This window comes from Rathayibacter sp. AC451, from assembly GCF_979253095.1.
Map to the genome: position 1 here is coordinate 139,726 of NZ_CEEDBD010000002.1, position 22,248 is coordinate 161,973.

Consider the following 22,248-nt stretch of genomic DNA (forward strand, 5'->3'; position numbering starts at 1 on the left):
CGGCGCCCGTCAGCAGATCGCCCTCTTCCTCTACCCGTTCCGGGGGCCGCTAGACGCGGCACCGGCGATGCCGGGGGAGGGAGGCCGCTGCGCGGCCCATTCCCCTGCGTTTTCTTCACCTCTCCGCGGTTTCAACCTATTTCGCTCCACCGGCTGCGTGCCACCGATCCCGAACGCGGTCGCTGCGCTCCCTCACATCGCTCGTGATCGGCGTCACTCCGCCGCCTCCACTCAAACGGTTTTCCCCGCCGGAGAGGCAAAGAAAAACGATCAGCCAGAGGGAGACACACCATGAGTGAGCAGCGCGGCACCCGTACCGAAGTCATCACGAGCGAGTACCACGGACCCGGAGCGGACGGGATCAGCCGGACCGCCCGTCAGGTGGTCATCGTCGGCGCCGGTGGCCGTGACCCGGTGACCGAGCAGACCCCGGCCGTGCACCTGGTCACCCGCGAGGGCCGCGCGGGGCTTCCCGGGGTGACGTTGCAGCACTTCGAGCCCGTCGAGGCCCTGCCCGCGGATCGCGTCGGCTACATGGCCTCCGGCGCCTACGTCGTCGTGCCGGTCGACGTCGCGCGAGCGCTCGACCTGTACCCGGCCGCCTACGCGCTGCACGACCGCAGCGAGACGCCCGCCGACTACCGCGACAACGACTGACTCCCCCCGAACCGAGAAGGAGAACCGACATGCTCACCATCACCCACACCCCCGAAGCCGGAACCCTCATCGAGGGCACCAGCCGCGGCGACGGCACCGCCGAGATCCTCAAGGCGACCGGCTGGCGCTGGGGCCGCTCCATCGGCGCCTGGTACGTCCCGCAGTCCCGCGACCGCCTCCCGAAGTGGTGGACCATCAACCGCGCCGCGACCGCCCTGCGCGACGCCGGACACGAGGTCACCATCGAGGCCGAAGAGACATTCCGCCCGACCGCGGAGGCGGAGGCGGCGACCCTCGAGCGCCAGGCGGCCCGCGTCGACGCGCTCGACGCGAAGGCCGACCGGCGGGCCGCGGACGCCGACACCGCCGACGCGGCCGCGCGCCGCGCATTCGACCGACTCCCCGAGGGTGGCGAGCCGATCAAGATCGGCCACCACTCCGAGACGCGGCACCGCAACGCGATCGAGAAGGCCCACAACGCGATGGGCCGCAGCGTCGAGGCCGACCGCGAGGCCACCCGCGCCCGCGCCCGCGCCGACGTCGCCGCCCACACCACCGAACACCGCTACGCCCCCGGAATGGTCGCCCGCCGCATCGACCGCCTCGACACCGAGATTCGCGGTTACACGCGGAAGATCGAGGGCAGCTCCCACAACTTCGGCGGTGGCTACATCGAGACGACCGCCCCCGCGACCGGCGCCTACCGGGAGCGACTGCTCACCCAGCGCGCGCAGCTCGAAGACCAGCGCGACTACTGGTCGGACGTCCGCGAGGCGCAGGCCGCTGCGGGACAGGTCACGATCCACAGCCGCGAGACGATCGCCAAGGGCGACGCGATCAAGCACCGGTTCGGCTGGCACGTCGTGACCCGCGTGAACCCCAAGAGCGTGACCGTCGCCCTCGACTGGAACGACGGGACCCGCCCCTACAAAGTCGCCTACGCCGACGTCCAGGGGCACCGCACCGCTATCGAAGTCGACGCCGCCCGCCAGGCCGCAGCCGAGGAGGCAGCTCAGGAATCGGCCGCGGCGAGCTGAACGGGATTGGGCTACCTACCTACATAGGTAGGTAGCCCGTGAGGGGCGCCCCCTCACACTTCCCGGCGTCCCCGTTCCGGGGCGCGAGCTGCACTCGCGCAGCGGCGACGGAGCGCCACCCAGAGGCCCGCCCGGCTGCGCCGGCCGCCCTAGTTCGCCCGGTGGGCTCACGCTTTTTGCCGTGAAGCCTTCGGCGGCTCCCTCCGCTTCGCTGCGGTCGTAGCTACCTACGGGCTCCGTTCAAGTGGCTGCGCCACCGGCTCCTCCGAGACTTTCGGCACGCGGTCGCTGCGCTCCCTTATTTCGCGCCGAAACTCTCTCCACCCGCCGCCCTCCGGGTTGCACTGCGCCCTCCGGTTGCTAAGGCGGAGAACCGCCTTCCTTACCGTTATTTCCGTGGATTCGGGGCAGTTGTAGGCTCCGGAACGCGCCAGGGGTCTCGGGTATGGCTGACCGCCTTCAGCCGCCTGATGGCACGCCGTGATTAGCCGCCCGGGACCACGCAACGGCAGGACCGCTCATTGAGAAACGCGACCAGATCGCCCCGTAAGGACATGCCGGCAAGGTCGTTCACGGCGCACCGCACCCCTCGACGGAAGGACCCTGCGTGCCCCAACTCTGGGCCGGTATCGATGCCGGCAAGACCGAACACCACTGCGTCGTCATCGATGGCAACGGAACAAAGCTGCTCTCGCAACGGTTCAAGAACCGCGAAGCGTCGATCCTGACCCTGATGGGCGACGTCGCGTCCCTGCCGGGCGGTACCGATGTCGCCTGGGCGACGGACCTCAACCATGGCGGGACGGGGCTGCTGCAAACGCTCCTCAGCTCGCACGCGCAGCCGCTGTTCTACATCTCGGGCCGCGTCGTGCACCACGCCTCGGGTGCCTACCGTGGCGAGGCGAAGACGGACGCGAAGGACGCGGTGATCATCGCCGACCAGGCCAGGACCCGGCGAGACGTGACGCTGATGCGTCAGGCCGATGAGGTCACGACGGAGTTGCGCCTGCTCTCGGCGCGTCGGGAGGATCTGGTGCACGACCGTACCCGCGCAGTGAACCGGCTGCGCGCCATCCTGGCCCACTACTTCCCGTCACTCGAGGGAGCGTTCAACTACGCGACGACCAGGGGACCTCTGGTGCTGCTCACCCGATACGCGACACCCTCCGCCATCAGGCGGATGGGCGAGAGCCGGCTGGCGTCATGGTTGAAGGGGCAGGGCTGCTGGAAGTCCGCGGCCGTGGCGAAGACGGCGGTCGACGCTGCTCACGAGCAGGCGTCGGTCGTCGTGGGGGAGGGGGCAGCGGCTCGGCTGGTGAGCCGCTCCGCGCGTGATCTGCTCCGCATCCGCGACGAGGTCGCGGAGCTCGATGCGGAGATCGAAGCCGTTCTGCAGGACAGCAGGTCCGCGGATCTGCTGGTGTCGATTCCGGGCTTCGGGCGCAGGCTCGCCGCGGATTTCCTCGCCGCGACCGGCACTGACCTCGCCGCGTTCGAGACGCCCGACCGGCTCGCCAGCTCGCGGGCCTCGCTCCGGTACCGCGTGATTCCGAGAAGATCTCCGGCAACCACCACCGGCCACGGCGCTACGACCGGCGGCTGTTGAACGCCTGCTTTCAAGCGGCGTTCATCGCCTCGAGGAACTGCCCGGTCTCGCGCTCGTTCTACGAACGGAAACGACGAGAGGGCAAGTCGCACAAGCAGGCGCTGATCGCCCTCGCCCGGCGCCGCATCAACGTCATCTGGGCGATCTTCCGCGACCAGACCAGCTACATCCCCTCACCAGCAGGCCCTGCCGATTCCGCGTCGCTGACGCTACGGGCTGGATCCGGCGGATGAGGCGCGTCGCTAGCGGGCGCGGAAGATGCACTCGGTGGAACAGCGCTCGTCCCGGTCAGGGCACGCGGCGAGATCGTGGTCCGCGCGATTCAGGCGACGGCGCAGCTCGTCGAGCCTCGCCCGCTTCTCGTCCAGTTGCCGCACCCGCTCCGCGAGCAGCGGGCGCAGGCCGTCGCGGACGTCCGTACAGGAGGTGGTTTCGAGGGCACGTAGGTGCCGGCCGATGTCCTCGAGCGGGAGGCCGAGTTCCTTGCTGGACTCGATGAGGTCCAGGCGTGCGAGCACGTCCGCGTCGTAGTCGCGGTACCCGTTGCTGCTGCGGCCGGGGGTGATGAGTCCGATGGACTCGTAGTACCGCAGCGCCGTCGCGGAGACGCCGCTGCGCTTGCTGACGTCCGAGATCCGCACACCCAGACCCTACGGCTCCCGGCCCCGCTTGACCTTCGCGCGGCTCGAACGTTTACCGTTGCACCCCGTGCCCCTCCTTCTTCCCGGTCTGCTGTCGTGAGCGCGCTCGTCGCCTGGCTCGAGCACCGCCAGATCGCCCTCTACCTCGCCGCGATCGCTGCCGGCGCCGCGCTCGGGCTGCTGCTGCCCGCCGCGCACCGTCTGGAGGTCGCGATCGAGCCGGTGCTCGCGCTGCTGCTGTTCGCCACGTTCCTCGGCGTCCCGTTCGCCGCGATCGGCCGGTCACTGCGCGACGGCCGATTCCTCGCCGCGGTCGGGGTCGTGAACTTCGTCGTCGTGCCCGTCGTCGCCTACGGCCTGTCCCGGTTCGTAGCGGACACTCCTTCGCTGCTGTTCGGGGTGCTGTTGGTGCTGCTGACGCCGTGCATCGACTACGTGATCGTCTTCGCCGGCCTCGCCGGAGGCGCGTCCGATCGGCTGCTCGCCGCGGCGCCGCTGCTGATGCTCGCGCAGATCCTGCTCCTGCCGCTGTACCTGCTGCTCTTCCTCGGGCCGGAGGGCGTCGCCGTTGTCGAGGTAGGCCCGTTCGCGCGCGCGTTCCTGCTGCTGATCGTCGTGCCGCTCACCGCGGCCGCTCTCGTGCAGGCCCTCGGCCGCCGGCACCGGGCGGGCCGGGTCATCGAGTTGACGATGCTCGGCCTCATGGTGCCGCTGATGATGGGGACCCTGTTCGTCGTCGTCGCCTCCCAGGCCGGCGCCGTCGGCGCGGCCTCGGGACAGCTGCTCGTCCTCGTCCCGATCTACGCGGGGTTCCTCGTCGTCATGATCGCCGCCGGTCTGGGTGTCGCCCGCCTCTTCCGTCTCGAGTACTCCGCGGCGCGTGCGCTCGTGTTCAGCGGAGCGACCCGCAACTCCCTCGTCGTCCTGCCGCTCGCGCTCGCGCTGCCCGCGTCGCTCGCGCTCGCACCGGTCGTCGTCGTCACCCAGACCCTCGTGGAGCTCGTCGGCATGGTCGTCCTCGTCCGCCTCGTCCCGCGTCTCGCACCGGCACGGACTGGCGCGCCTTCCTCGACCCGCTGAGCGGGAGAGCTTCGGACTGATGGCGCACTGGTCTTCGCTCGGCAGTGACGTCATCGTCGTCTCGCGCTGCTCACTTCCCGGATGCGGGAGCTGTCGAGCCGTCCTCGGACGTAGACCAGACGGCGTGAGCTCCGGTGTCGCCGATCTGGATGACGTTCGCAGTCGCTCCCACTGCGACGACGATCGCGAGAGCGGCGAGGATCAGCGAGGGGACTGACCGAGCGCTCCGTCCGCTCGTGGCGGCGGAGTTCTTCCCGCGGGCGCGGAACCAGAGCCAGTGCGCGACGCAGAGGACGAACAGTCCGGCGGCCCAGGGCAGCAGGTGATCGCCGAGCTCGGCGTGGCGTTCGAGTGCTGCGGAGGGGTCGACCTGCCGTTCGAGCGCTTCGCCGGCCTGGGTGGCGAGCGGGACTCCGAGAAGGGCGACGAGGGCGGTGATCGGAGTGATCACGCCCAGGCGTCGGCGGGCGGCCGGCCAGACGCTGCCGAGGATGAGCATCAGGGCGGCGAGGGGAAGTAGGACGACGACGAAGTGGACGAGGAGGGGGTGGAGGGGGAGGCCGTTGATCTGCCAGTCGGTCATTGCGCGTCTCGCTTTCGGAAGAAGGGTCGCGCTGTGGTGCTGCAGGTGGTCATGGGTCAGCGTCCGGTGAGGGTGGTCAGCAGGTCTTGGATGCTCGTCTTCTCGGCGGCCGGGTCGGGGCTGCCGGAGCGGACGGAGGAGAGGACGGGGTCGATCTGCTGGTCGACGTAGGTCCAGGTCTGGCAGTTCGCGGCGCTGAGTGCGGGCTCCGCGTCGTCCCAGGCGGTCTCGAGGTCGGCGGCGCGAGCTTTCGCGCCGGACTGGTCGCCGCTGGTGACGAGGGCGAGGGTGTCGGCGGAGATCGTCTGGAAGTTCTGCACGTCGGCGGCCGGGAAGTCCGCCTGCACCGACGCCTCTGCGTCGGCTGCGGACGGTGTTCCCGACGTGTCGCAGGCCGGGGCCGCGCCTTCCGGTGCCGGAGTGGTGTGCGGCTGGCTGTTCGTGAAGGCGAGCAGTCCGACGACGGCGACGGCGAGGATCGCCAGCGCCACGAGCGAGCGGCGCTCTCGCGCGATGGGTGGGTTGTGGTGCTCCGGCGCGCCCTTGTCGACGTCGGCCTTGCTGAGGGAGAGGTACACGACGGTGGCGAGGATCGCGAGAAGGAAGACGATGCTGGTGACGAAGGTGCCGAGGCCGAGGCCCTGCTCGTCGGGGGAGAGGCCGAGCCAGTCGCCGATGTTGGCGCCGAGGGGGCGAGTCAGGATGTAGGCGATCCAGAACGCGAGGACGGGGTTCGCTCCGTAGCGCCAGAGTCCGGTGACGATCGCGATCAGGGCGAGGGGCAGGAGGATCGAGACGCCGGGACCCCAGCCGGTGAGCTCGAGGGTCCAGTCGCCGAGCGCGGTGCCGAGCGCGAAGGTGACGAGGACGGTGAGCCAGTAGAACGCCTCGCGCGGGGTGGTGTCGATGCTGTGGATGGAGAGGGTGCGCTCCTTCGAGAACCAGACGCCGAACACGATCGCGAGCAGGACCGAGAAGACGAGGGAGCTGGCCCAGAGGGGCACGCCGAGCTGGTCGGTGAGGATGTCGGTGAGCAGGGTGCCGGTGACGCTCATGACGACTACGGTCAGCCAGTACGCGGCGGGCACGTAGCGACGCAGCCGCATCTGGATCGCGAGGACGCCTGCGGTGACGATGATGAAGATCACGGCGGTCGCGATGAGGCCGACGCCGAGGACCATGTTGATCCAGTCGGCGAAGCTCTCCCCGACGGTGGTGCAGAGGATCTTGATGATCCAGAACCAGATGGTGACCTCGGGGACCTTGCTGAGCAGCCGGTGCACCGGGAAGCGGGTCGTCGTCGTTGAAGTGTCCATGCCCGCAGAGTCCCAGCCGGGACGGGGGCGGCGGCTCGGGATGCGCCCTGCTGTGTTGTGTTTGCTCACAACGACCCGGAGCTCCCCGACCGCGATCAGGTCGGCACCGAGCGGAGCAGCTGAGGCTCTGTGGTTTCACAACGGATGCGGGGAAATCCTCCGCCGCCACAGGCCGGGCGTTCGTAGCGTGGAGTCCTTCGACGCGCTCCGCGTCGAGAGACGAGGACGACACTGATGCCGAACCGGGAACCCGCGACAGACGGTGCGATCGCGTATCGGGCGGCGCGGCGCTGGCCGCTGATCTCGGCGGGCCTCGCGGTGCTGCTCACGGGACTCCTGGCCGCGCTGGTCTTCTATCGGGAGCACGACAAGCCGTTCGGGTTCGACACCGCGTGGATGAACGAGGTCGTCGAGCACCGGTCGACGTTCTGGCTGGTGCCGTCGCTGGTGATGAACAGCCTCGGCGGCGGGATCGTCGGCACGATCGTGGTCCCGCTCGTCGTGTTCGCTGCGCTGCTGATCTGGCGGGGTCGGTGGGCGGCGACGTACTTCGCGATCGCCGCGCCGCTGAGCGGGCTGCTGGTGCAGGTGCTCAAGAACGCGGTCGGGCGTCCGCGGCCGCTGGAGATCCTCGTGAACGCCGACTTCGGCTCGTTCCCCTCCGGCCACAGCGCGAACGCCGCGACGACCGCGGTGGTCCTCGCGATCGTGTTCCCGCTGTGGTGGGTCCGCATCGCCGGCGCCGTGTACACGGTGGCGATGATGCTCAGCCGCACCTATCTCGGTGCGCACTGGATCTCCGACACCGTCGGCGGGCTGCTCCTGGGCGCGGGAGTGGCGCTGATCGTCTGGGCGCCGCTCGCGGTCCAGCTGCACATCGAGCGCGTGTCGTCACCGCCGCCCCCTCTGGCGCCGGAGCGCCCGACGGCGGGCCCTCGGCTGACGAACCGTCAGGGCTGAGGCTTCACCACCTCGCCGCGGAGGATCGTCAGGAGGACGACGGCCACGATCGACCCGGAGGCGATCAGGCCCGCGAGCACGACGATCTGGAAGATCCCCGCCGCGACGGGCGAGAGTCCGCCGAAGACGGCGCCGATGAACGCACCGGGCAGGACGACGAGACCGGTGGTCCTCGTCTGGTCGGTCAGCGGGACGAGCCCGGTCCAGGCCGCTTCCCGCGCCAGGCCGATCGTGGCCTGCCGCGGCCGGGCGCCGAGAGCCAGCCAGCCCTCGACCTGGTCCCAGCGGTCGGCGAGCGTCGCGGCCAGCGCTCGGCCGGTGACGGTGGCGACGGTCATCGCGCCGCCGAGGAGGATCCCGCCGACCGCGAGGACGTAGCGGCCAGTGAACGGGACGGCCCCGAGACCGAAGACGATCCCGGCGCTGAGCGCGACGCCGGCCGCCATCGCCGCGGTGACGGCGAGGACCGTGCGCCGGGAGCGTCCGAGGCGGCCGGCCGCGGTGAGCACCGCGGCACCGAACATGACGACCAGGAAGAGCAGGACCCAGCGGATGTCCGCGACGACTCCCGAGAGGATCACCGCGAGCACCCCGAGCTGAACAGCCCCACGGAGGATCGCCAGCGCCGGCCGCGCGAACGAGACGACCCCGAACGCGCGGAGTACGGCCACGGAGACTGCCGCGCAGATCGCGACCGCCGCGACCACGACCGCCGGAGTCAGCTGGTCGATGGGCGTTCCTGAATGACCCAGGTGTTGCCGTCGGGGTCGGTGAAGAAGACGAACGAGTTCCACTCCCCGCCGCGGCCCTCGAGCCGGACCCCGTCCTCGAGATACGACACCGGGCTGACGTCCACGCCGCGCTCGGCGAGTTCGGCACGGGCTGCGTCGATGTCGTCGACGACGAGCTGCAGCCCTTCCAGGCGGGTGGAGCCTGCCTTGAGCTGGATGCTGCTGTGCGAGCCGGGCGGGGTGAGCTGCACGATGCGCATCTCGTCGCTGATCCGCACGTCGAGGTCGAGGTGGAACCCGACCTGGTCGGCGTAGAACGCTTTCGCCCGGTCGACGTCCCCGACGCTGACGGGCACGACTTCGAGATTCCACTGCACAGGACAGCCTTTCGCAAGGGTGGCGGACGAGGTAGCGGGCGTCGCCGTCCAGTGTGTCCGGTAGGACCCCCGCCGGGCAATCGGGTCAGCTGGCCGCGATCGTCCCGGTTAGCAGCAGCCCGGACAGGACGAGGGCGAGGGCGACGCGGTACGCGACGAAGACGCCGAAGCCGTGGCCCGCGACGAAGCGCAGCAGCCACGCGATCGACGCGTACGCGACCACGAAGGAGACGACGGTGGCGACGAGCGTGGGGATCCAGCCGACGCTCGCGCTGACCTCGGACGCGGCGGTCGCCGCTTCGTAGGCTCCGGCGGCGGTGAGCGCGGGGATGGAGAGGTAAAACGCGAACTTCGTCGCGGTCACTCGATCGAGCCCGCGGAACAGGCCTCCACTGATGGTCGCTCCGGAGCGAGAGACGCCGGGGATCAGCGCGATGCACTGCACGAGGCCGATGATGACCGCGTCCTTCCGGGTGATCGCGCGGCGATCCTTGGCCTGGGCGCCGACGCGTTCGGCGACGAGCATCACGACGCTCCAGCCGAGCAACGCGGCGACGACCACCCACAAATTGCGCAGGCCGCCGCTGATGAGGTCCTTGCCGAGGAACCCGATGATCCCGATCGGGATCGATCCGAGGATCACGTACCAGGCGATCCGGTAGTTCGTCCGCTTGCGCTGCGAAGAGTGCCGCAGCCCGACGAACCACGCGACAGCGAGCTCGGCGATGTCCTTCCGGAAGTACAGGAGCACGGCGGCGATCGCGCCGATCTGGATGATCGCGGTGAACGCGGTCACCCCGACGTCGTCGACCTTCAGGCCCATCAGCTTCTCGGCGATGGTGAGGTGCCCGGTGCTGGAGACCGGGAGGAACTCGGTCAGCCCCTCGATGACGCCGAGGATGATCGCCTGGAAGATGTCCATCGAGTCCGTTCTGGTCGGGGAGGAGTCGCGAGGGTTCCCGCGAGCGCTTCCGAGAGTAGGGATCGCGACGGCCGTGCTCGGCCGGAAACCGGGCCGCTGTGTGCATCTTCAACGACCCCGGCGAACACCCCAGCATCCGGCACCGCAGGCTCCTCGAGCATGACGGGATGACGCACCTCGCCGCCCCGCGCCGAACACCGCCCCTTCGACCTCGCGGCAGTGTTCTCGCCGGCCGCTACGGCGCCTCCACGGTGCCCGAGGCGACGGCGCTGTTCTGGATCCTCAAGGTGCTGACCACCGGGATGGGCGAGACGGCGTCGGACTTCCTCGCGACCGCGTTCGACCCGGTGATCGTGGTCGGCCTGACCGGGCTCGCGTTTCTCGCGGCCCTCGCCCTGCAGTTCGCGGTCCGCCGGTACATCCCCTGGGTCTACTGGCTGGCCGTGCTGATGGTGAGCGTCTTCGGCACGATGGCCGCCGACGTGCTGCACGTGGTCGCCGACGTCCCCTACCTCGTCTCCACTCTCGGGTTCGCGGCGGCTCTCGCCGCGGTCTTCGCCGTGTGGTGGCGGGTGGAGCGGACGCTGTCGATCCACTCGATCACGACACCGCGCCGGGCCCTTTTCTACTGGCTCGCCGTCTCCGGGACGTTCGCACTCGGCACGGCCGCCGGTGACCTGACCGCGACGACCCTCGGGTTCGGCTACCTGCCCTCCGCCGTCCTGTTCGCGGCGATCATCGCGGTGCCGGCCCTCGCGCACCGGTTCACGGGGAGGAACGCGGTCCTCGCGTTCTGGTCCGCCTACGTCGTCACCCGGCCGCTCGGGGCGTCGGTCTGCGACTGGCTCGCGGATCCGGTGCGCCGCAGCGGGCTCGGGCTGGGTACGGGACCCGTCACTCTGACGGCCCTGGCGGTGTTCCTGCTGCTGGTCGCCGTGATCGCGGCCGGCCGTCGACCGCGCGCGGCCGTCCCGGCGCCGACCGTCTGACGTCCGCGGTCAGGCGGCGTCGCGGCGGGCACGGTTCCTCTGCCGCCAGTAGGTGAGGGCGATGCCGGCGAGGCTGAGAACGACGATGCCGACGAGGACGATGTCGATGTACTTCCCGACGAAGTCCGCGACGCCGGGGATCCGGGCGAGGAAGAAGCCGAGCAGGATGACGCCGGTGGACCAGACGGCCGCCCCGAGGGCGTTGAAGCCGACGAAGTGCGCGTAGTGCATCCTTCCGACGCCGGCGGCGACGGGGGCGAAGGTGCGCACGACCGGGACGAAGCGGGCGATGGTGACCGCCCATCCGCCGAAGCGGTCGAAGAACGACTGGGTGCGGGCGACGCTCGAGCGGCTGAACAGGCCGCTGTCCTTGCGCTCGAAGATCCGCGGGCCGGTCTCGCGGCCGATGACGAACCCCAGCTGATCGCCGAGGAAGGCGGACCCGGCGACCATCAGGATCACGACCGGCACCGGGAGGGAGACCACACCGGTCGCGACGAAGACACCGGTGAAGAAGAGGAGGGTGTCGCCGGGGAGGAAGAACCCGATCAGCAGGCCCGTCTCGACGAACGCGATCAGGCAGACCAGGGCGATCGCCCAGGGTCCGGCGCCGTCGAGGAGGGATTGGGGGTCGATCATCGGTTCTCCTTGCGAGAGGTCTGGTCGGGCGGCGTCACGGGGAGGCGGACCTCCACGCCGAGCCCGCTCGGTACGAGGTTGCGGATCGTGAACGTTCCGCCGGCGGCTCGGCTGAGCCCGGCGACGATCGCGAGGCCCAGGCCGGCACCGCCCTCGCGGGAGCGGGCGGCGTCCGGGCGGGTGAAGCGGTCGGTCGCGATGGCGAGGAACGCGTCGGGGACGCCTGGGCCGTCGTCGTCGACGGAGAGGACGATCTCGTCGGCGCGCTCGACGAGGGTCGCGGTGACGCTGCCGCCGTCCGGGGTGGCGGTGACGGCGTTGGCGAGCAGGTTGTCCAGGATCCGGCCGAAGTCGGTCGGGGAGACCGGGTAGCGGGCTGTGGCGATCGAGGCGGGGGCGACGAAGTCGATCGCGAGATCCCGGTCGCGAGCGAGCATCCGGGCGCGGTCGACGCTGTAGGCGACCTCCTCGCGCAGGGCCGCCGAGGAGGCGTCGCCGGTGACGGTGCCGGCGTCGATCCTCGACAGGATCAGCAGCCCGTCGGTCAAGGACTGGAGGCGGTCGATCGAGCGGCGGGCGTCGACGACGTCGGCGTAGAGCGCCGCTGGATCGTCGCGGACCCGCTCGGCGAGCTCGAGGCGGGTGCGGAGGGCGGCGAGCGGGGTGCGCAGCTCGTGACTCGCGTCGGCGACGAGCCGTCGCTCCCGGTCCGCGGACTCCCGCAGATCCTCGATCAGCGCGTTCAGGGTCGCGGCGAGGTCGGAGAGCTCGTCGCGGGCCGGTCCGACGGGGAGCAGCTCGGTGGAGCGGCCGTGGCGTAGCCGGTCGGCGATGGCGCGCATGCGGCCGACGGGGCGCAGGGCGAGGCCGACCAGGAGCCAGGAGGTGGCGGCGAACGCGACGAAGAGGATCGCGAGGGCGATCAGCAGGGTGGTGCTGACGCCGCCGACGACGGCCTCGGCGGTGTCGCGGCTCTCCTCGATCAGCGCCTGCGATGCACCCGAGCGGACCAGCTCGATGGTGGAGGCATCGAGGATGTGATCGAGCTGCTCACGCACGACGATCGCGACGATCCCGAAGAACAGCATCGCGACCAGCAGGCTCGACACCGTGATCCGCACCCGGATCGACAGGGACCGCCAGCTCACGGCTTCACCCCGAGCCGGTAGCCCGCACCCCGACGGGTGAGGATCTGGACCGACGCGCCGCCCGCGGCCAGCTTGCGGCGGAGGTAGCTGACGTACTGCTCCGCGATGTTGTGGTCCACGAAGTCCGCCGACCCCCACACCTCGAGCAGGATCTCCTCCCGCGGCACGAAGTCCCCGGCACGCGCCGCGAGCGCGCGGAGGACTCCGAACTCCTTTGGACTCAGCGGCAGGACGGCGCCGTCGATCGTCGCGGAGTGGGCGTACGGGTCTATGCGCAGGTTCCCGATCATGACCGGCGCGCGATTCGTGAGGTGCTCTCTGCGGATCATGGCTCGTAGGCGAGCGGAGAGCTCCTCGAAGTGGAACGGCTTGGCGAGGTAGTCGTCGGCGCCTGCGTCGAGGCCGAACACGCGGTCCTGCAGGGCGTCTCGGGCGGTGAGCATGATCACCGGGAGAGTGGCACCGGCCGCGCGCAGGTGCCGGCAGATTTCGAAGCCGCTCATTCCGGGGAGCATCACGTCGAGAACCGCGGCGGCGTAGTCCGCGTCGCGCGCCGCGTTCAGCGCGTCGACCCCGTTCGAGAACAGGGCGACGTCGTAGCCGTCGCCGGTGAGACCCCGCTTGATGAGCTCGCCCATCTCGACGTCGTCTTCGACGACCATCACCGCGTCACGCATCCCGGCCTCCTACGGTCATGCTCGCACCGGTGGCGCGGCGGAACCGGCCTGCTCCGCGGAGATATGCGGCTTCTCAGCGGTTCGCGCTGCATACAGAGACAGCGCACGTGCACCCCGATCGAGCAGCACGTCCCTGGTGCGCAGACGATCTCGGATGCGGGCACTGACATGGACGCCGACCTCCGGTCGACGCGGTGCTGTGCGCTGCGCGCATTTTGCCTGGAAGCCTTCGGCAGCATACGGGCCTCCGGCGTCCGCGCAAGCCGCTGCGCGGCCGGCTCCTCCGAGGTTCTCGACACGCGGTCGCTGCGCTCCCTCACATCGCGCCGACAACCTCTCCTCCTCCGCCCTCCGGGTTGCGCTCCCACCTCCGACCCTGCTCGGCACTACGTGCCTTCCAGGCAAAAAACGCTGGGAGAGAAGGAAGAACGACCGAGCCAGACCACCCCCGCTGGCTTGACAAACCTGATTGAGAATCACGGCAAAAAACGATGAGGAAGAGGAAGAACATGCAGCAGATCACCACCGTCAGCACCTTCGTCCCGGCCGCGAACGAAGACGGGATGCAAAGCCAGTTGCGCCGGATCGCGGAGCGCGACGTCGACCTCTCGGGCATGGCACGCAACGGGTGGGCGCTCGCTCACACCGCCACGATTCCCGGCCCCGAGGGCGTCATGTTCGTGGACACCCTTACCCGCTCCGAGCAGCACTGACCCGCCCACCACCACCGAGAAGGAACCCACGATGACCGACACGATCAGCACCGCACCCACGCCCCAGGAGCCGACCCTCCTCGACGCGATGGCAGAGTTCGCATCCGTGTTCAGCGGAGACACCGCCGTCGACGTGGCCCCGCGCCTCAACTGCGCGGAGGTCGACGCGCTGGCCGGACTCCTGCGAGCATTCGGACGAGACGAGGCCGCGGACCTGTGGATCGCGGAGCACGCGACCGATGACGACGAGGGCGACGCCCACACCCCGGAAGGAATCCAGCGATGAACGAGCCGGACAACACCGAAGCCGTCACGACGTACCTCGCTGCCGATGCTGGCTACAGCGAAGCGGTCGCCACGTTCCTCGCCGCCGCTGACGCTTACGCCGCAGCTCTCGCAAGCGTGGACGTTGCGAGGGCGATCGCGCCGACCCTCTCCTGCGCGAAGGTGACCGTAATCGCTCAGATGCTCGAGAAGGCCGGTCATAATGCGGCCGTCGACTGGTGGCTCTTGATTCACTCCACGCAGGGTGACCTCGACGAGGTGGACGCCCACGCGGACTACTGGACGAAGGAGGGCCCGTGGCTCTGACCGTCTACTCGAAGCCGTCGTGCGTGCAGTGCACCATGACCTACCGGGTGCTCGAGAAGAAGGGCATCGAGTACACGACCGTCGACATCACGACGAACCCCGCCGCGCTCGCGTACATCACCGAGGAGCTGGGCTACTCCGCCGCCCCGGTGGTCGTCGCGAGCGACGAGGACCACTGGTCGGGCTTCCGCCCCGACCTCATCGAGAAGCACGCAGCGTGACCGGCCCGGACGTCACCGGCGACGACTACCGGGCCGGGTACCTCGCCGGGCGCGCAGACCGTCAAGGCGAGGTCGACTGGTTGGAGAACGAGGCCGATCGGTACTACCGCCTCGCCTACGGCGACGAGCGGCGTCTCCCGAGCGTCGCCGTCACGCGCGCCGAGCTCGAACAGCGCAGGGCGCTGTCCGAGCCGCCCGTCGAGGTCACCCGACGCGACGCTCTCGCGTCCTGGGGCATCGAGACGCCCCCCACCGACACCCCCGCGGCCGACGCCGCGAACGAGATCCCGCCGACGTCGACGGGACGACCCACGAACCGCACGAGCAGGAGACGACAGATGAGCACCAGGACGATCACCGGGAACCTCGCCACCGACCCCGAGGCCGTGCAGGCGGGCCGCGTGCAGATCGTGAAGCTGCGCGTGATCGAGAACACCGGCGAGTTCCGCGGAGGGGAGTGGACCGCGCACGAGGCCCCGACGACGCACTTCGTGGAAGCGAAGTTCGAGCTGGGCGAGCACGTGCTCGCCTCCCTCCACAAGGGCGACGGCGTGATTGTCGTAGGTTACGAGCACACTGTCGCCTGGGGTGAGGGAGAGAACCGCCGCACCGGCCGAGTGATCGAGGCCGACGCGATCGGCCCCAACCTCACCCGCGCGACCGCCGTCGTCACGACGGCCGCGCAGCGCACCCCGCGCCGCAGCGCCGCTCCCGCGGCCGAGTAGATCGAGAGAAGCGATGGTGTACGACTCCCTCCTCCCCAACGTCCTCGTTGTGATGGCCCCTGCCCTCTTCATCACCGGCGCCGTGCTGCTGGCGCGCATCCCGAACCGGCACCTGCCGATCCAGAACCGGAAGTCCGCGCGCGACTTCGTGCGCGTCTATGTCACCTTCGAGGTCGGCCTCGGCTTCCTGATCGCCTCCATGTGGGTCGACGGCACCAACTGGCTTCCCGGCCGCATCTTCGCGACCGTCGCCTACGTCGCACTGCTGGTGGTCCAGGTGCCGGTGCAGCGCAGGATCCTCCGCGTCGCGACCGAGCGCGAGAGCGCCGCGCGCACCGCAGCGGAGTAGTCCCTACTCCGATCCGCCGTCGACCCGGAGCACGTACAAAATGACGTGATCCTCCGGGATCGCCGCGCGCACTTCCGCGATCGCCGCGGAGCTCGTCGCCGCGCTGCTGCGCACCACCGTCGATGCCGATTCCGCGCGCGTCCGGTGTGCCAGCTCCCACATGCTCCCCTCGTCGCACCCGACGCCGACACCGGCCGCTCGAGCGGGGGCCGGCGCCGCCGGCCCGTGAGGGGCGACCCCCTCACACTCCCCGGCATCCCGTTCCGGGGGCGCGAGCTCCCGCACGCGCAGCGGCGACGGAGCACCGCGAATCGGAGGCCGCGATGCGGCCCATTCTCCGCGTTTTCTTCACCTCTCCGCGGTTTCAACCTATTTCGCTCCATCGGCTCCGTGCCACCGCTATCGGACGCGCCCTGCGGGCTTATTTCGCCCGATAGCGGCGTCACTGCGCCGCCTCCACTCAAACGGTTTTCCCCGCCGGAGAGGCAAAGAAAAACGATCAGCCAGAGGGAGCACCCACACCATGCAGACCAGCACCGTTCCGCAGACCACGGCGAAGACCTACCTCACCCTCGCGAACACTCGCGCGGTCAGCGTCCGCGTCGAGGGCACCGACCCGAAGACCACGCCGTCCGTGCTCGTCACCCGCCGCCCCTCGGGGACGTGGGAGGCGTGGCACTCCGACGAGCTGCACGGCTTCACCAGCGGCTCGTTCCGCGTGTGCGTCATGTACGCCCGCCGCGCCGCGATCCGCCGTCACGCCTAGACCGTCACCCGCTGAGAGGAACAGACCATGATCCGCACCGACACCGGCCGCGCCACCTCGGCCCAGCTCGACCTCATCCTCACTACGCGCCGCGACGAGTCCGACGAGGACGCCGCCGCCACGGACGCCGAGATCCTCGCGCACGTCCGCAACACCCTCACCCTGCCCGGGCAGGGCACCCCGGGCGGGTTCCCCGTCATAGATGACGGCACCGACTACGCGGCCGCGCTGATCGCGTTCCTCAGCCCCGCCGCGAACGCGGACGCGATGCTTGCCACGATCGAGAGCCTGCACCAGCAGGTATGGGCCGCGGCCCCGGTCCTCACGGTCGAGACCGTGACCGATGACGGCGAGACCTACCAGGCACTCCGTTGCCCCGTCTGCGCCCGGCTCGTCAGCGACGGGGGAGAGCTTCGCGCCGTGGATGTCTCGACCCGTTGGAGCAGTGCGGAGCCGGACGTCGAGAACCGCCGGATGGACGTGACCGCGGGGGATCACGACTACAGCAGCACGCTCTACTACGTCCACTGGACCGGCGAGGCGCACGCCGTCGTCCCGCCCGAGGGCTGGTCGGAGAGCTGGCTCTGACCCAGCGGGGCGGGACCGGCCTTCGGGCCGGCCGCGAGGGGCGACCCCCTCGCACTCCCCGGTGTTCCCCTCCGGGGGCGCGAGCTTCCGCTCGCGCAGCGGCGACGGAGCGCCGCAGCGGGGAGCCGCTGCGCGGCGCGATTCCAGGTTTTCTTCACCTCTCCGCGGTTTCAACCTATCTCGCTCCGCCGGCTGCGTGCCGTCTCTCTCGGACGCGGTCGCACGCTCCCTTATTTCGCCCGAGAGAGCCGTCACTCCGCCGGCTCCACTCAATTGGTTTCATCCCGCCGGAGAGGCAAAGAAAAACGATCAGGAAGACGACAAAAGCCCCGTAGTTGGACTAGAACCACGGGACTCGTCACCTTCATGGTCGCACACCGATTGAGGAGAAACCATCGTGACTATCACCACCGGAACCGGGACCATGCAGCACGTCGCACCCGCGGACCTCATTATTGAGGCGAACGTGCGCACCAGCGCCCCGGTCACACCCGAGTTCATCGCGAACATCCGTGAGAACGGCGTCATCACCCCTGTTCTCGCCCGCCGGGACGAGCACGGGAACGTCATCGTCCGCGCCGGACAGCGCCGCACCCTCGCCGCCCGTGAGGCCGGAGTCGCCAGCATCCCCGTGTACGTCGTGGAGGGCGACGAGACGACCGCCGACCGGATCGTGCAGCAGATCATCGAGAACGACCAGCGCGCCGAACTCTCGACCGCGGACCGCACCGCCGCGTGGGCGCAACTCTCCTTCGAGGGCGTGTCCGCCGCGTCGATCGCCAAGCGCACGGGTACCAAGACCGCGACCGTGAAGAAGGGCCTGGCCGTCGCGGAGTCCGCGACGGTCACGTCCGTTCTCCATGAGCACGAGCTGACTCTGGATCAGGCCGCGGTGCTGTTGGAGTTCGAGGAGGACGAGCAGACCCGCGGACAGCTGATCAAGGTCGCGACCACCGATCCCGCCCAGTTCGTCCACACCGCGCAGCGCGCCCGCGACGAGCGAGCCCGCGCACAGGTCAAGGCCGCCGCGGAGGCCGAGCTGACCGCCCGCGGGTTCGCGATCCTCGACAGCGAGGTCTACTACGGCGACACCAGCCACACCAGCATCCGCGACCTCCGCAAGGAGGACGGCTCCCGCGTGGACGCCGCCGACATCGAGAACGTCGAGGGACGCGCCGCCTACGTCCGGGTCGTGTTCACCGGCAAGAGCGCCGATGTCAGCTACTACCTCTCCGACCCCGCGCCGCGGGCTTCCGCAAGGAGGGCGGAAACACCGCCGGACCGATGACCGACGAGCAGAAGGCCGAGCGTCGCATCCTCATCTCCTGCAACAAGGCGTGGAACGCGGCCGAGACGGTGCGCCGCGAGTGGATCGCCTCGTTCCTCTCCCGCAAGAACCTCCCGAAGGACGCGGACCGGGTGATCGCCCTGGGCCTCACCGTGCACCGCTTCTCGGTGTCCTCCGGAATGAGCAACGGCAACACGCTCGCGCACACCCTCCTCGGGATCACGCAGCCCTCCGGCTTCCACGCCGACGCTCTCGGCGCACTGGTCGAGGCGAACCCCGCGAAGGCCCGCCTCGTCGCGCTGGCCGTCGTTCTCGGAGGCGAGGAGGCGAACACGAGCAAGGAGTCGTGGCGCCGCGGCGACGAGCGCGCCGCCGCTCACTTCCGCCAGCTCGCGGCCTGGGGCTACACGCTCTCCCCGGTCGAGCAGGTCGTCACCGGCGACACCACCGCAGCCGACGCCGCGGGCCTCAGCTAGCCCGCTCCGCGGGACCGGCAACCGCCGGTCCCCGCCCTCCCGCCTCGACTTTGCAGAAAGGCCCACCATGACCACCACCACGACTCCCACCGTCGACGTCGACGTGTGGGGACACACCCCGGCGCTGCGCGACGCGCAAGCCGCCGTCGACGCCGCCACCGCCTCCGGCGACCAGGCCGCAACCGCCGCCGCCGCGCGAGCGCTCATCGTCGCCGCGGCCGCGCACGGCTGGCCCACCGCGACCGCTCTCGTCTTCAAGTACGAGACGACCGGCCCCATCGCCCGAGTCTGGGGACTCTGGCGAGTCCTCGACGCAGACCGGACCGTGCTCCGAGCGTGGGACGACGACCCCGACCCGATGACCGACGAATCCGAGGAGGAGTTGGTCGCCCTCGACCTCATCAGCAACCGCCGCGCGACCCAGGACTACACCGACTTCGGAACCCCCATCGGCTCCACCGTGCTCATGCTCCACACGCTCGCCCTCTGAAAGCGTGTGCGGGTCGACCCGGAACGGGCCGGCCCGCACGAGGGGGAGAGCCCCCTCGACCCCCCCGGTCACGCGCGTGAAACGGCCACCCGCGCTCGAGCGGTGATCAGCGGCGAGGACGTCGCTTGTACGTCTTCCCCGCTCGAATGTTCCGGTTCTCGATCACACCCACGACCGCGAGACCGACCGCCACGGCCAGGATCAGTGCCCAGCCGAGGACGTTGAACCACTCGCCGGTGAACGCCGCGTATGTCTGCTCGCCGGCGATCGCGAAGAACATCACCGACGCCCCGAACCACACCATGCCGTTCGCGATCAGAGCGGTTCGCGCCAGAGGAGTGCGGGGAGCGGTCATACCGTCAGCGTCCCACGACGAGCCGAGGGCTGTCTTCCCTCCCTCTAAACTCCGGGCATGGTCTCGCCACTCGTCCGCAAGATCGTCAACAAGCACGAGCGCGACATCCGCCTCATGCAACGCACCCTCTTCACCGACGCCGGCGAGCGGATCACCTCACGGCCCGGGCTCACCGACGCCCAGCTGCACGAGCTCGCACACGCGCGCGCACGACAACTCCCACGCCTAAGGGGACGATCCCTGACCAACCGGCGCGCCGAGGTCTCCGTCCTCTTGGACCGCGGACCCGCCGCGGAACTCGAACCGGACTCCGGCGCCGACCCGACACTCTCCCTGGTCAGCGTGTCCGTGAAGGGCCTCAACCTCCTCGTCGGCAACTCGGAGATCCTCGAACCCGACGAGTACACCGCTTGGGCGCAAGCCGTCGTAGGGGAGCAATGGGCGACCCGCCTCTACGCAGCTGGCGCCCTGTCGGGCAGCAACGACAAGCGGCTCTCCACCTTCTACTTCTACGTCTTCACCGACCACGACGGACGAGCCGTTGACAAACCGACCGACTGGTCGCTGCAGCTCACGCTTGTATAGGACGCGCATGCGGAACTAGCTCAATCGAGCTTGAACTTCATTGGCATCGAGCAACGCTCGACCCCACCGAGCATTAGGCGAGAAACCCCAGTTTTCGTAAAAGGTAAGTGTAGTGAAAGAAACTAGCGCATATATCTCGAAAGCTCGTTCGTGTACGAAGTCAACGGGAAGCATTACTCCTGCTCTACCCGCTCGCTCATACATAAACGTGTGAATACCCAAAGCCTCGCCATGGGCAATTGCCGAGAGTTCCGAGTATCGAGCGCGCCCGAGGTTCTTGGCATAAACTTCCGCCATCGTCGCTGCCATCTCGGTGTACCCAGGGCGTTTTCGAACGGAGCCCCAAAGTTCAGTCAGGTCCATCTCGTACTCATTGAGGACTTCTTGCAATGGTCTGACGTTGCCGTCCAGGTCGGATAGTTTGCTATCCGGACTGCGCTTGAGTGAATCTCGCAGTTCCTGCGAATGGGCGGCAAGCCATCGTGACACTAAATCTCTTGCGTCGTCGGCGGAAATGATCCACCATGCGCGCGCATAAGATTCCAGCGAACCACGCACCAGAGTGGCAAGTGCAAAATTGCTTCGCCCTGACGCCAAAATGTCCGCGGCAGCTCGCGCGTGGTCAAGTCCAGCCAAGAGGCCATAGAACACTGATTCTTGAGCGCCATAGACAAATCGACGCGAGACCAAGGGCGCTTTTCGATGTGCTTCAGCGCGAGAATCGACTGCAGGACCCGCCACCCAGGCGGCAATCACTACCTCCTGCGCTGCCTCTATCAACTTCTGGAGGCTTATAGCAATTTCGGCGCGGCAAGCAGGGTCAATTGGCGTGCGCTTTGACTGTGCGTGCGGCATGCTTTGACCATAGACTCGCTAGAGCAGGAGTCCTTGAAATTTGGCCTACTTCACGTCGTCGCGGGCAAAAGACCCGCCGTCGATTGTGAAATTGTCTAAAGTCCAGGTGCGGAGACGATCGACCCACTCTGCCGCCTCCTCGTGGTTGAGAGCCGGAGCTCTGGGGAGGAGTCGTCGCACGTCGAGGAAAAGTGGAATCGCCATGCCCACAATCTCCGCCGTGCGCACATCGTCGTCTGCAATTATTCTGGCTATCCAGCCTTCCTCCACGGTCCGGTTCATTGCTGCAAATAATGCTCCGGGAGAGCTGTGTGCCTCCTCAGACCAACGGCTAAACAGTAGGCGGTACTGTGAGGCGCGGATTTCCTGTCCGGAGGCGTTGGCCATTTCTTTCGCATTCGTCCGATTCCAGTGCCCTACCCACTGCACGCTTCCGTCTTCGCGCGTTTTTGCCTTAAAGACTTCGAAGAGCTCCGATTCAAGTATTGCGTCTAGCTTCATTACCTCGTCCGCGTCGACCGTTCGCCCGGTTTCCTTGTTGTATGCGAGTTCCTCGCGGCGGCCGCGAGCGAATTGGAGCGCGCCGAACCTACGGTACTTTTCGATGGCCTTGCTTCGATCGGCCTGACGATTAATTTCTTCGATATTGAGCAGCAGCTCGAACAGTTGCCGATTAGGTGCCGCGGCCATCTCCCAGTGGCCGTTCTCCGTAAGAATACTAATGGCTTTGAGGATGTTAGCTCCTCGGTTCATCATCACAAAATCAAATAGTTCTTCGCCCGGAGAAATTGGGCCGAACATTCCGACGTCGCGATCGGCTGCTTGAATCACTTCTTCAAGCAACGTGAAAAGAGGCTTCATTCGGCTTAGCGGGCCAGCGACG

At 68.7% G+C, this 22,248-nt stretch carries 30 protein-coding genes and 1 pseudogene; 18 read left to right on the forward strand and 13 right to left on the reverse strand.

Going from position 1 to position 22,248, the window contains the following annotated elements:
- Positions 1-291: 291 nt before the first annotated feature.
- The 3 genes and pseudogenes from AC0CID_RS19860 to AC0CID_RS19870 all read left to right on the forward strand — a co-directional run bounded on the left by AC0CID_RS19860 (position 292) and on the right by AC0CID_RS19870 (position 3,533).
- A complete protein-coding gene (locus AC0CID_RS19860; protein WP_465228263.1) occupies positions 292-657 on the forward strand; it encodes a hypothetical protein in 366 nt (121 codons plus the stop codon).
- Positions 658-686: 29 nt separating this feature from the next.
- On the forward strand, positions 687-1,694 hold the full coding sequence (locus tag AC0CID_RS19865; RefSeq protein ID WP_465228264.1) for a DUF3560 domain-containing protein: 1,008 nt from the start codon (positions 687-689) through the stop codon (positions 1,692-1,694).
- A 607-nt stretch (positions 1,695-2,301) separates the two neighbouring features.
- Positions 2,302-3,533, forward strand: a pseudogene (locus AC0CID_RS19870) (IS110 family RNA-guided transposase).
- A 9-nt stretch (positions 3,534-3,542) separates the two neighbouring features.
- On the opposite strand, the gene AC0CID_RS19875 reads toward AC0CID_RS19870, so the two are convergent.
- On the reverse strand, positions 3,543-3,941 hold the full coding sequence (locus AC0CID_RS19875) for a MerR family transcriptional regulator (RefSeq protein ID WP_465228265.1): 399 nt from the start codon (positions 3,939-3,941) through the stop codon (positions 3,543-3,545).
- 96 nt (positions 3,942-4,037) lie between these two features.
- Between AC0CID_RS19875 and AC0CID_RS19880 the strand changes: the two genes are divergently transcribed.
- Positions 4,038-5,021, forward strand: coding sequence for a bile acid:sodium symporter (locus AC0CID_RS19880; protein WP_465228266.1), 984 nt, complete (start codon positions 4,038-4,040; stop codon positions 5,019-5,021).
- Positions 5,022-5,091: 70 nt separating this feature from the next.
- On the opposite strand, the gene AC0CID_RS19885 is transcribed toward AC0CID_RS19880, so the two are convergent.
- Positions 5,092-5,604, reverse strand: a complete 513-nt coding sequence (locus AC0CID_RS19885) for a DUF2231 domain-containing protein (RefSeq protein WP_465228267.1) — start codon at positions 5,602-5,604, stop codon at positions 5,092-5,094.
- A 56-nt stretch (positions 5,605-5,660) separates the two neighbouring features.
- Positions 5,661-6,920 carry a COG4705 family protein gene (locus AC0CID_RS19890; RefSeq protein ID WP_465228268.1) on the reverse strand — a complete coding sequence of 420 codons (1,260 nt, stop codon included), beginning with the start codon at positions 6,918-6,920 and terminating at the stop codon, positions 5,661-5,663.
- A gap of 234 nt (positions 6,921-7,154) precedes the next feature.
- On the opposite strand from AC0CID_RS19890, the gene AC0CID_RS19895 reads away from it, so the two are divergent.
- Positions 7,155-7,880 carry a phosphatase PAP2 family protein gene (locus AC0CID_RS19895; protein WP_465228269.1) on the forward strand — a complete coding sequence of 242 codons (726 nt, stop codon included), beginning with the start codon at positions 7,155-7,157 and terminating at the stop codon, positions 7,878-7,880.
- Here the strand turns inward: AC0CID_RS19895 and AC0CID_RS19900 are convergent.
- The 3 genes from AC0CID_RS19900 to AC0CID_RS19910 all read right to left on the reverse strand — a co-directional run bounded on the left by AC0CID_RS19900 (position 7,871) and on the right by AC0CID_RS19910 (position 9,910).
- Positions 7,871-8,587 carry an ABC transporter permease gene (locus AC0CID_RS19900; RefSeq protein ID WP_465228270.1) on the reverse strand — a complete coding sequence of 239 codons (717 nt, stop codon included), beginning with the start codon at positions 8,585-8,587 and terminating at the stop codon, positions 7,871-7,873. The genes AC0CID_RS19895 and AC0CID_RS19900 overlap by 10 nt on opposite strands.
- An 11-nt stretch (positions 8,588-8,598) precedes the next feature.
- Positions 8,599-8,967, reverse strand: a complete 369-nt coding sequence (locus tag AC0CID_RS19905; RefSeq protein ID WP_465228271.1) for a VOC family protein — start codon at positions 8,965-8,967, stop codon at positions 8,599-8,601.
- A gap of 106 nt (positions 8,968-9,073) precedes the next feature.
- The gene (locus AC0CID_RS19910; protein WP_465228272.1) at positions 9,074-9,910 is read right to left on the reverse strand and encodes an undecaprenyl-diphosphate phosphatase; all 837 of its coding nucleotides are present in this window, start codon (positions 9,908-9,910) and stop codon (positions 9,074-9,076) included.
- A 167-nt stretch (positions 9,911-10,077) separates the two neighbouring features.
- On the opposite strand from AC0CID_RS19910, the gene AC0CID_RS19915 reads away from it, so the two are divergent.
- The gene (locus AC0CID_RS19915; protein WP_465228273.1) at positions 10,078-10,899 is read left to right on the forward strand and encodes a COG4705 family protein; all 822 of its coding nucleotides are present in this window, start codon (positions 10,078-10,080) and stop codon (positions 10,897-10,899) included.
- Between the two features lie 9 nt (positions 10,900-10,908).
- Here the strand turns inward: AC0CID_RS19915 and AC0CID_RS19920 are convergent, their stop codons facing one another.
- Genes AC0CID_RS19920 through AC0CID_RS19930 form a run of 3 tightly spaced genes read right to left on the reverse strand, consistent with a single transcriptional unit; the run spans position 10,909 to position 13,363 of the window.
- The gene (locus AC0CID_RS19920; protein ID WP_465228274.1) at positions 10,909-11,538 is read right to left on the reverse strand and encodes a DedA family protein; all 630 of its coding nucleotides are present in this window, start codon (positions 11,536-11,538) and stop codon (positions 10,909-10,911) included.
- A complete protein-coding gene (locus AC0CID_RS19925; RefSeq protein WP_465228275.1) occupies positions 11,535-12,686 on the reverse strand; it encodes a sensor histidine kinase in 1,152 nt (383 codons plus the stop codon). The genes AC0CID_RS19920 and AC0CID_RS19925 overlap by 4 nt, the downstream gene beginning before the upstream one ends.
- The gene (locus AC0CID_RS19930; RefSeq protein WP_465228276.1) at positions 12,683-13,363 is read right to left on the reverse strand and encodes a response regulator transcription factor; all 681 of its coding nucleotides are present in this window, start codon (positions 13,361-13,363) and stop codon (positions 12,683-12,685) included. The genes AC0CID_RS19925 and AC0CID_RS19930 overlap by 4 nt, the downstream gene beginning before the upstream one ends.
- A gap of 509 nt (positions 13,364-13,872) precedes the next feature.
- Between AC0CID_RS19930 and AC0CID_RS19935 the strand changes: the two genes are divergently transcribed.
- Genes AC0CID_RS19935 through AC0CID_RS19960 form a run of 6 tightly spaced genes read left to right on the forward strand, consistent with a single transcriptional unit; the run spans position 13,873 to position 15,962 of the window.
- Positions 13,873-14,076, forward strand: coding sequence for a hypothetical protein (locus AC0CID_RS19935; protein WP_465228277.1), 204 nt, complete (start codon positions 13,873-13,875; stop codon positions 14,074-14,076).
- A gap of 31 nt (positions 14,077-14,107) precedes the next feature.
- On the forward strand, positions 14,108-14,362 hold the full coding sequence (locus AC0CID_RS19940; protein WP_465228278.1) for a hypothetical protein: 255 nt from the start codon (positions 14,108-14,110) through the stop codon (positions 14,360-14,362).
- Positions 14,359-14,667, forward strand: a complete 309-nt coding sequence (locus AC0CID_RS19945; protein ID WP_465228279.1) for a hypothetical protein — start codon at positions 14,359-14,361, stop codon at positions 14,665-14,667. The genes AC0CID_RS19940 and AC0CID_RS19945 overlap by 4 nt, the downstream gene beginning before the upstream one ends.
- The gene (gene nrdH / locus AC0CID_RS19950) at positions 14,658-14,888 is read left to right on the forward strand and encodes a glutaredoxin-like protein NrdH (protein WP_207406706.1); all 231 of its coding nucleotides are present in this window, start codon (positions 14,658-14,660) and stop codon (positions 14,886-14,888) included. The genes AC0CID_RS19945 and nrdH overlap by 10 nt, the downstream gene beginning before the upstream one ends.
- Positions 14,885-15,613 carry a single-stranded DNA-binding protein gene (locus tag AC0CID_RS19955; RefSeq protein ID WP_465228280.1) on the forward strand — a complete coding sequence of 243 codons (729 nt, stop codon included), beginning with the start codon at positions 14,885-14,887 and terminating at the stop codon, positions 15,611-15,613. The genes nrdH and AC0CID_RS19955 overlap by 4 nt, the downstream gene beginning before the upstream one ends.
- Before the next feature lie 13 nt (positions 15,614-15,626).
- Positions 15,627-15,962: a hypothetical protein gene (locus AC0CID_RS19960; RefSeq protein WP_465228281.1), complete on the forward strand. Its 336-nt coding sequence runs from the start codon at positions 15,627-15,629 to the stop codon at positions 15,960-15,962.
- 3 nt (positions 15,963-15,965) lie between these two features.
- Here AC0CID_RS19960 and AC0CID_RS19965 read toward each other — a convergent pair whose 3' ends face one another.
- Positions 15,966-16,124 (reverse strand): hypothetical protein, encoded by a 159-nt coding sequence (locus AC0CID_RS19965; protein WP_465228282.1) that lies wholly within the window; start codon positions 16,122-16,124, stop codon positions 15,966-15,968.
- Positions 16,125-16,485: 361 nt separating this feature from the next.
- On the opposite strand from AC0CID_RS19965, the gene AC0CID_RS19970 reads away from it, so the two are divergent.
- The 5 genes from AC0CID_RS19970 to AC0CID_RS19990 all read left to right on the forward strand — a co-directional run bounded on the left by AC0CID_RS19970 (position 16,486) and on the right by AC0CID_RS19990 (position 19,570).
- Positions 16,486-16,728: a hypothetical protein gene (locus tag AC0CID_RS19970; protein ID WP_465228283.1), complete on the forward strand. Its 243-nt coding sequence runs from the start codon at positions 16,486-16,488 to the stop codon at positions 16,726-16,728.
- Positions 16,729-16,755: 27 nt separating this feature from the next.
- Positions 16,756-17,316: a hypothetical protein gene (locus AC0CID_RS19975; protein WP_465228284.1), complete on the forward strand. Its 561-nt coding sequence runs from the start codon at positions 16,756-16,758 to the stop codon at positions 17,314-17,316.
- Between the two features lie 397 nt (positions 17,317-17,713).
- Entirely contained in the window at positions 17,714-18,604 is an 891-nt protein-coding gene (locus AC0CID_RS19980; protein WP_465228285.1) for a ParB/RepB/Spo0J family partition protein, read from the forward strand.
- Positions 18,601-19,080, forward strand: a complete 480-nt coding sequence (locus AC0CID_RS19985) for a hypothetical protein (protein WP_465228286.1) — start codon at positions 18,601-18,603, stop codon at positions 19,078-19,080. The genes AC0CID_RS19980 and AC0CID_RS19985 overlap by 4 nt, the downstream gene beginning before the upstream one ends.
- Before the next feature lie 67 nt (positions 19,081-19,147).
- Entirely contained in the window at positions 19,148-19,570 is a 423-nt protein-coding gene (locus tag AC0CID_RS19990) for a hypothetical protein (protein ID WP_465228287.1), read from the forward strand.
- Between the two features lie 106 nt (positions 19,571-19,676).
- On the opposite strand, the gene AC0CID_RS19995 is transcribed toward AC0CID_RS19990, so the two are convergent.
- Positions 19,677-19,925, reverse strand: coding sequence for a hypothetical protein (locus AC0CID_RS19995; RefSeq protein WP_465228288.1), 249 nt, complete (start codon positions 19,923-19,925; stop codon positions 19,677-19,679).
- A gap of 57 nt (positions 19,926-19,982) precedes the next feature.
- Here AC0CID_RS19995 and AC0CID_RS20000 point away from each other — a divergent pair, with 57 nt between their 5' ends.
- A complete protein-coding gene (locus AC0CID_RS20000) occupies positions 19,983-20,510 on the forward strand; it encodes a hypothetical protein (protein WP_465228289.1) in 528 nt (175 codons plus the stop codon).
- A gap of 15 nt (positions 20,511-20,525) precedes the next feature.
- Here the strand turns inward: AC0CID_RS20000 and AC0CID_RS20005 are convergent, their stop codons facing one another.
- Entirely contained in the window at positions 20,526-21,365 is an 840-nt protein-coding gene (locus tag AC0CID_RS20005; RefSeq protein WP_465228290.1) for a hypothetical protein, read from the reverse strand.
- Positions 21,366-21,410: 45 nt separating this feature from the next.
- On the reverse strand, positions 21,411-22,226 hold the full coding sequence (locus AC0CID_RS20010; protein WP_465228291.1) for a DUF5677 domain-containing protein: 816 nt from the start codon (positions 22,224-22,226) through the stop codon (positions 21,411-21,413).
- Between the last annotated feature and the right edge of the window lie 22 nt (positions 22,227-22,248).

What these genes read in the sequence shown, in the direction of transcription:
- AC0CID_RS19990 (WP_465228287.1), top strand. Translation starts at nt 19,148, where the DNA reads ATGACCACCACCACGACTCCCACCGTCGACGTCGACGTGTGGGGACAC.
- AC0CID_RS19960 (WP_465228281.1), top strand. Translation starts at nt 15,627, where the DNA reads ATGGTGTACGACTCCCTCCTCCCCAACGTCCTCGTTGTGATGGCCCCT.
- AC0CID_RS19895 (WP_465228269.1), top strand. Translation starts at nt 7,155, where the DNA reads ATGCCGAACCGGGAACCCGCGACAGACGGTGCGATCGCGTATCGGGCG.
- AC0CID_RS19975 (WP_465228284.1), top strand. Translation starts at nt 16,756, where the DNA reads ATGATCCGCACCGACACCGGCCGCGCCACCTCGGCCCAGCTCGACCTC.
- AC0CID_RS19985 (WP_465228286.1), top strand. Translation starts at nt 18,601, where the DNA reads ATGACCGACGAGCAGAAGGCCGAGCGTCGCATCCTCATCTCCTGCAAC.
- AC0CID_RS19940 (WP_465228278.1), top strand. Translation starts at nt 14,108, where the DNA reads ATGACCGACACGATCAGCACCGCACCCACGCCCCAGGAGCCGACCCTC.
- AC0CID_RS19930 (WP_465228276.1), bottom strand. Translation starts at nt 13,363, where the DNA reads ATGCGTGACGCGGTGATGGTCGTCGAAGACGACGTCGAGATGGGCGAG.
- AC0CID_RS20005 (WP_465228290.1), bottom strand. Translation starts at nt 21,365, where the DNA reads ATGCCGCACGCACAGTCAAAGCGCACGCCAATTGACCCTGCTTGCCGC.
- AC0CID_RS19915 (WP_465228273.1), top strand. Translation starts at nt 10,078, where the DNA reads ATGACGCACCTCGCCGCCCCGCGCCGAACACCGCCCCTTCGACCTCGC.
- AC0CID_RS19890 (WP_465228268.1), bottom strand. Translation starts at nt 6,920, where the DNA reads ATGGACACTTCAACGACGACGACCCGCTTCCCGGTGCACCGGCTGCTC.
- AC0CID_RS19910 (WP_465228272.1), bottom strand. Translation starts at nt 9,910, where the DNA reads ATGGACATCTTCCAGGCGATCATCCTCGGCGTCATCGAGGGGCTGACC.
- AC0CID_RS19945 (WP_465228279.1), top strand. Translation starts at nt 14,359, where the DNA reads ATGAACGAGCCGGACAACACCGAAGCCGTCACGACGTACCTCGCTGCC.
- AC0CID_RS19885 (WP_465228267.1), bottom strand. Translation starts at nt 5,604, where the DNA reads ATGACCGACTGGCAGATCAACGGCCTCCCCCTCCACCCCCTCCTCGTC.
- AC0CID_RS19995 (WP_465228288.1), bottom strand. Translation starts at nt 19,925, where the DNA reads ATGACCGCTCCCCGCACTCCTCTGGCGCGAACCGCTCTGATCGCGAAC.
- AC0CID_RS20010 (WP_465228291.1), bottom strand. Translation starts at nt 22,226, where the DNA reads ATGAAGCCTCTTTTCACGTTGCTTGAAGAAGTGATTCAAGCAGCCGAT.
- AC0CID_RS19965 (WP_465228282.1), bottom strand. Translation starts at nt 16,124, where the DNA reads ATGTGGGAGCTGGCACACCGGACGCGCGCGGAATCGGCATCGACGGTG.
- AC0CID_RS19935 (WP_465228277.1), top strand. Translation starts at nt 13,873, where the DNA reads ATGCAGCAGATCACCACCGTCAGCACCTTCGTCCCGGCCGCGAACGAA.
- AC0CID_RS19920 (WP_465228274.1), bottom strand. Translation starts at nt 11,538, where the DNA reads ATGATCGACCCCCAATCCCTCCTCGACGGCGCCGGACCCTGGGCGATC.
- AC0CID_RS20000 (WP_465228289.1), top strand. Translation starts at nt 19,983, where the DNA reads ATGGTCTCGCCACTCGTCCGCAAGATCGTCAACAAGCACGAGCGCGAC.
- AC0CID_RS19865 (WP_465228264.1), top strand. Translation starts at nt 687, where the DNA reads ATGCTCACCATCACCCACACCCCCGAAGCCGGAACCCTCATCGAGGGC.
- AC0CID_RS19860 (WP_465228263.1), top strand. Translation starts at nt 292, where the DNA reads ATGAGTGAGCAGCGCGGCACCCGTACCGAAGTCATCACGAGCGAGTAC.
- AC0CID_RS19970 (WP_465228283.1), top strand. Translation starts at nt 16,486, where the DNA reads ATGCAGACCAGCACCGTTCCGCAGACCACGGCGAAGACCTACCTCACC.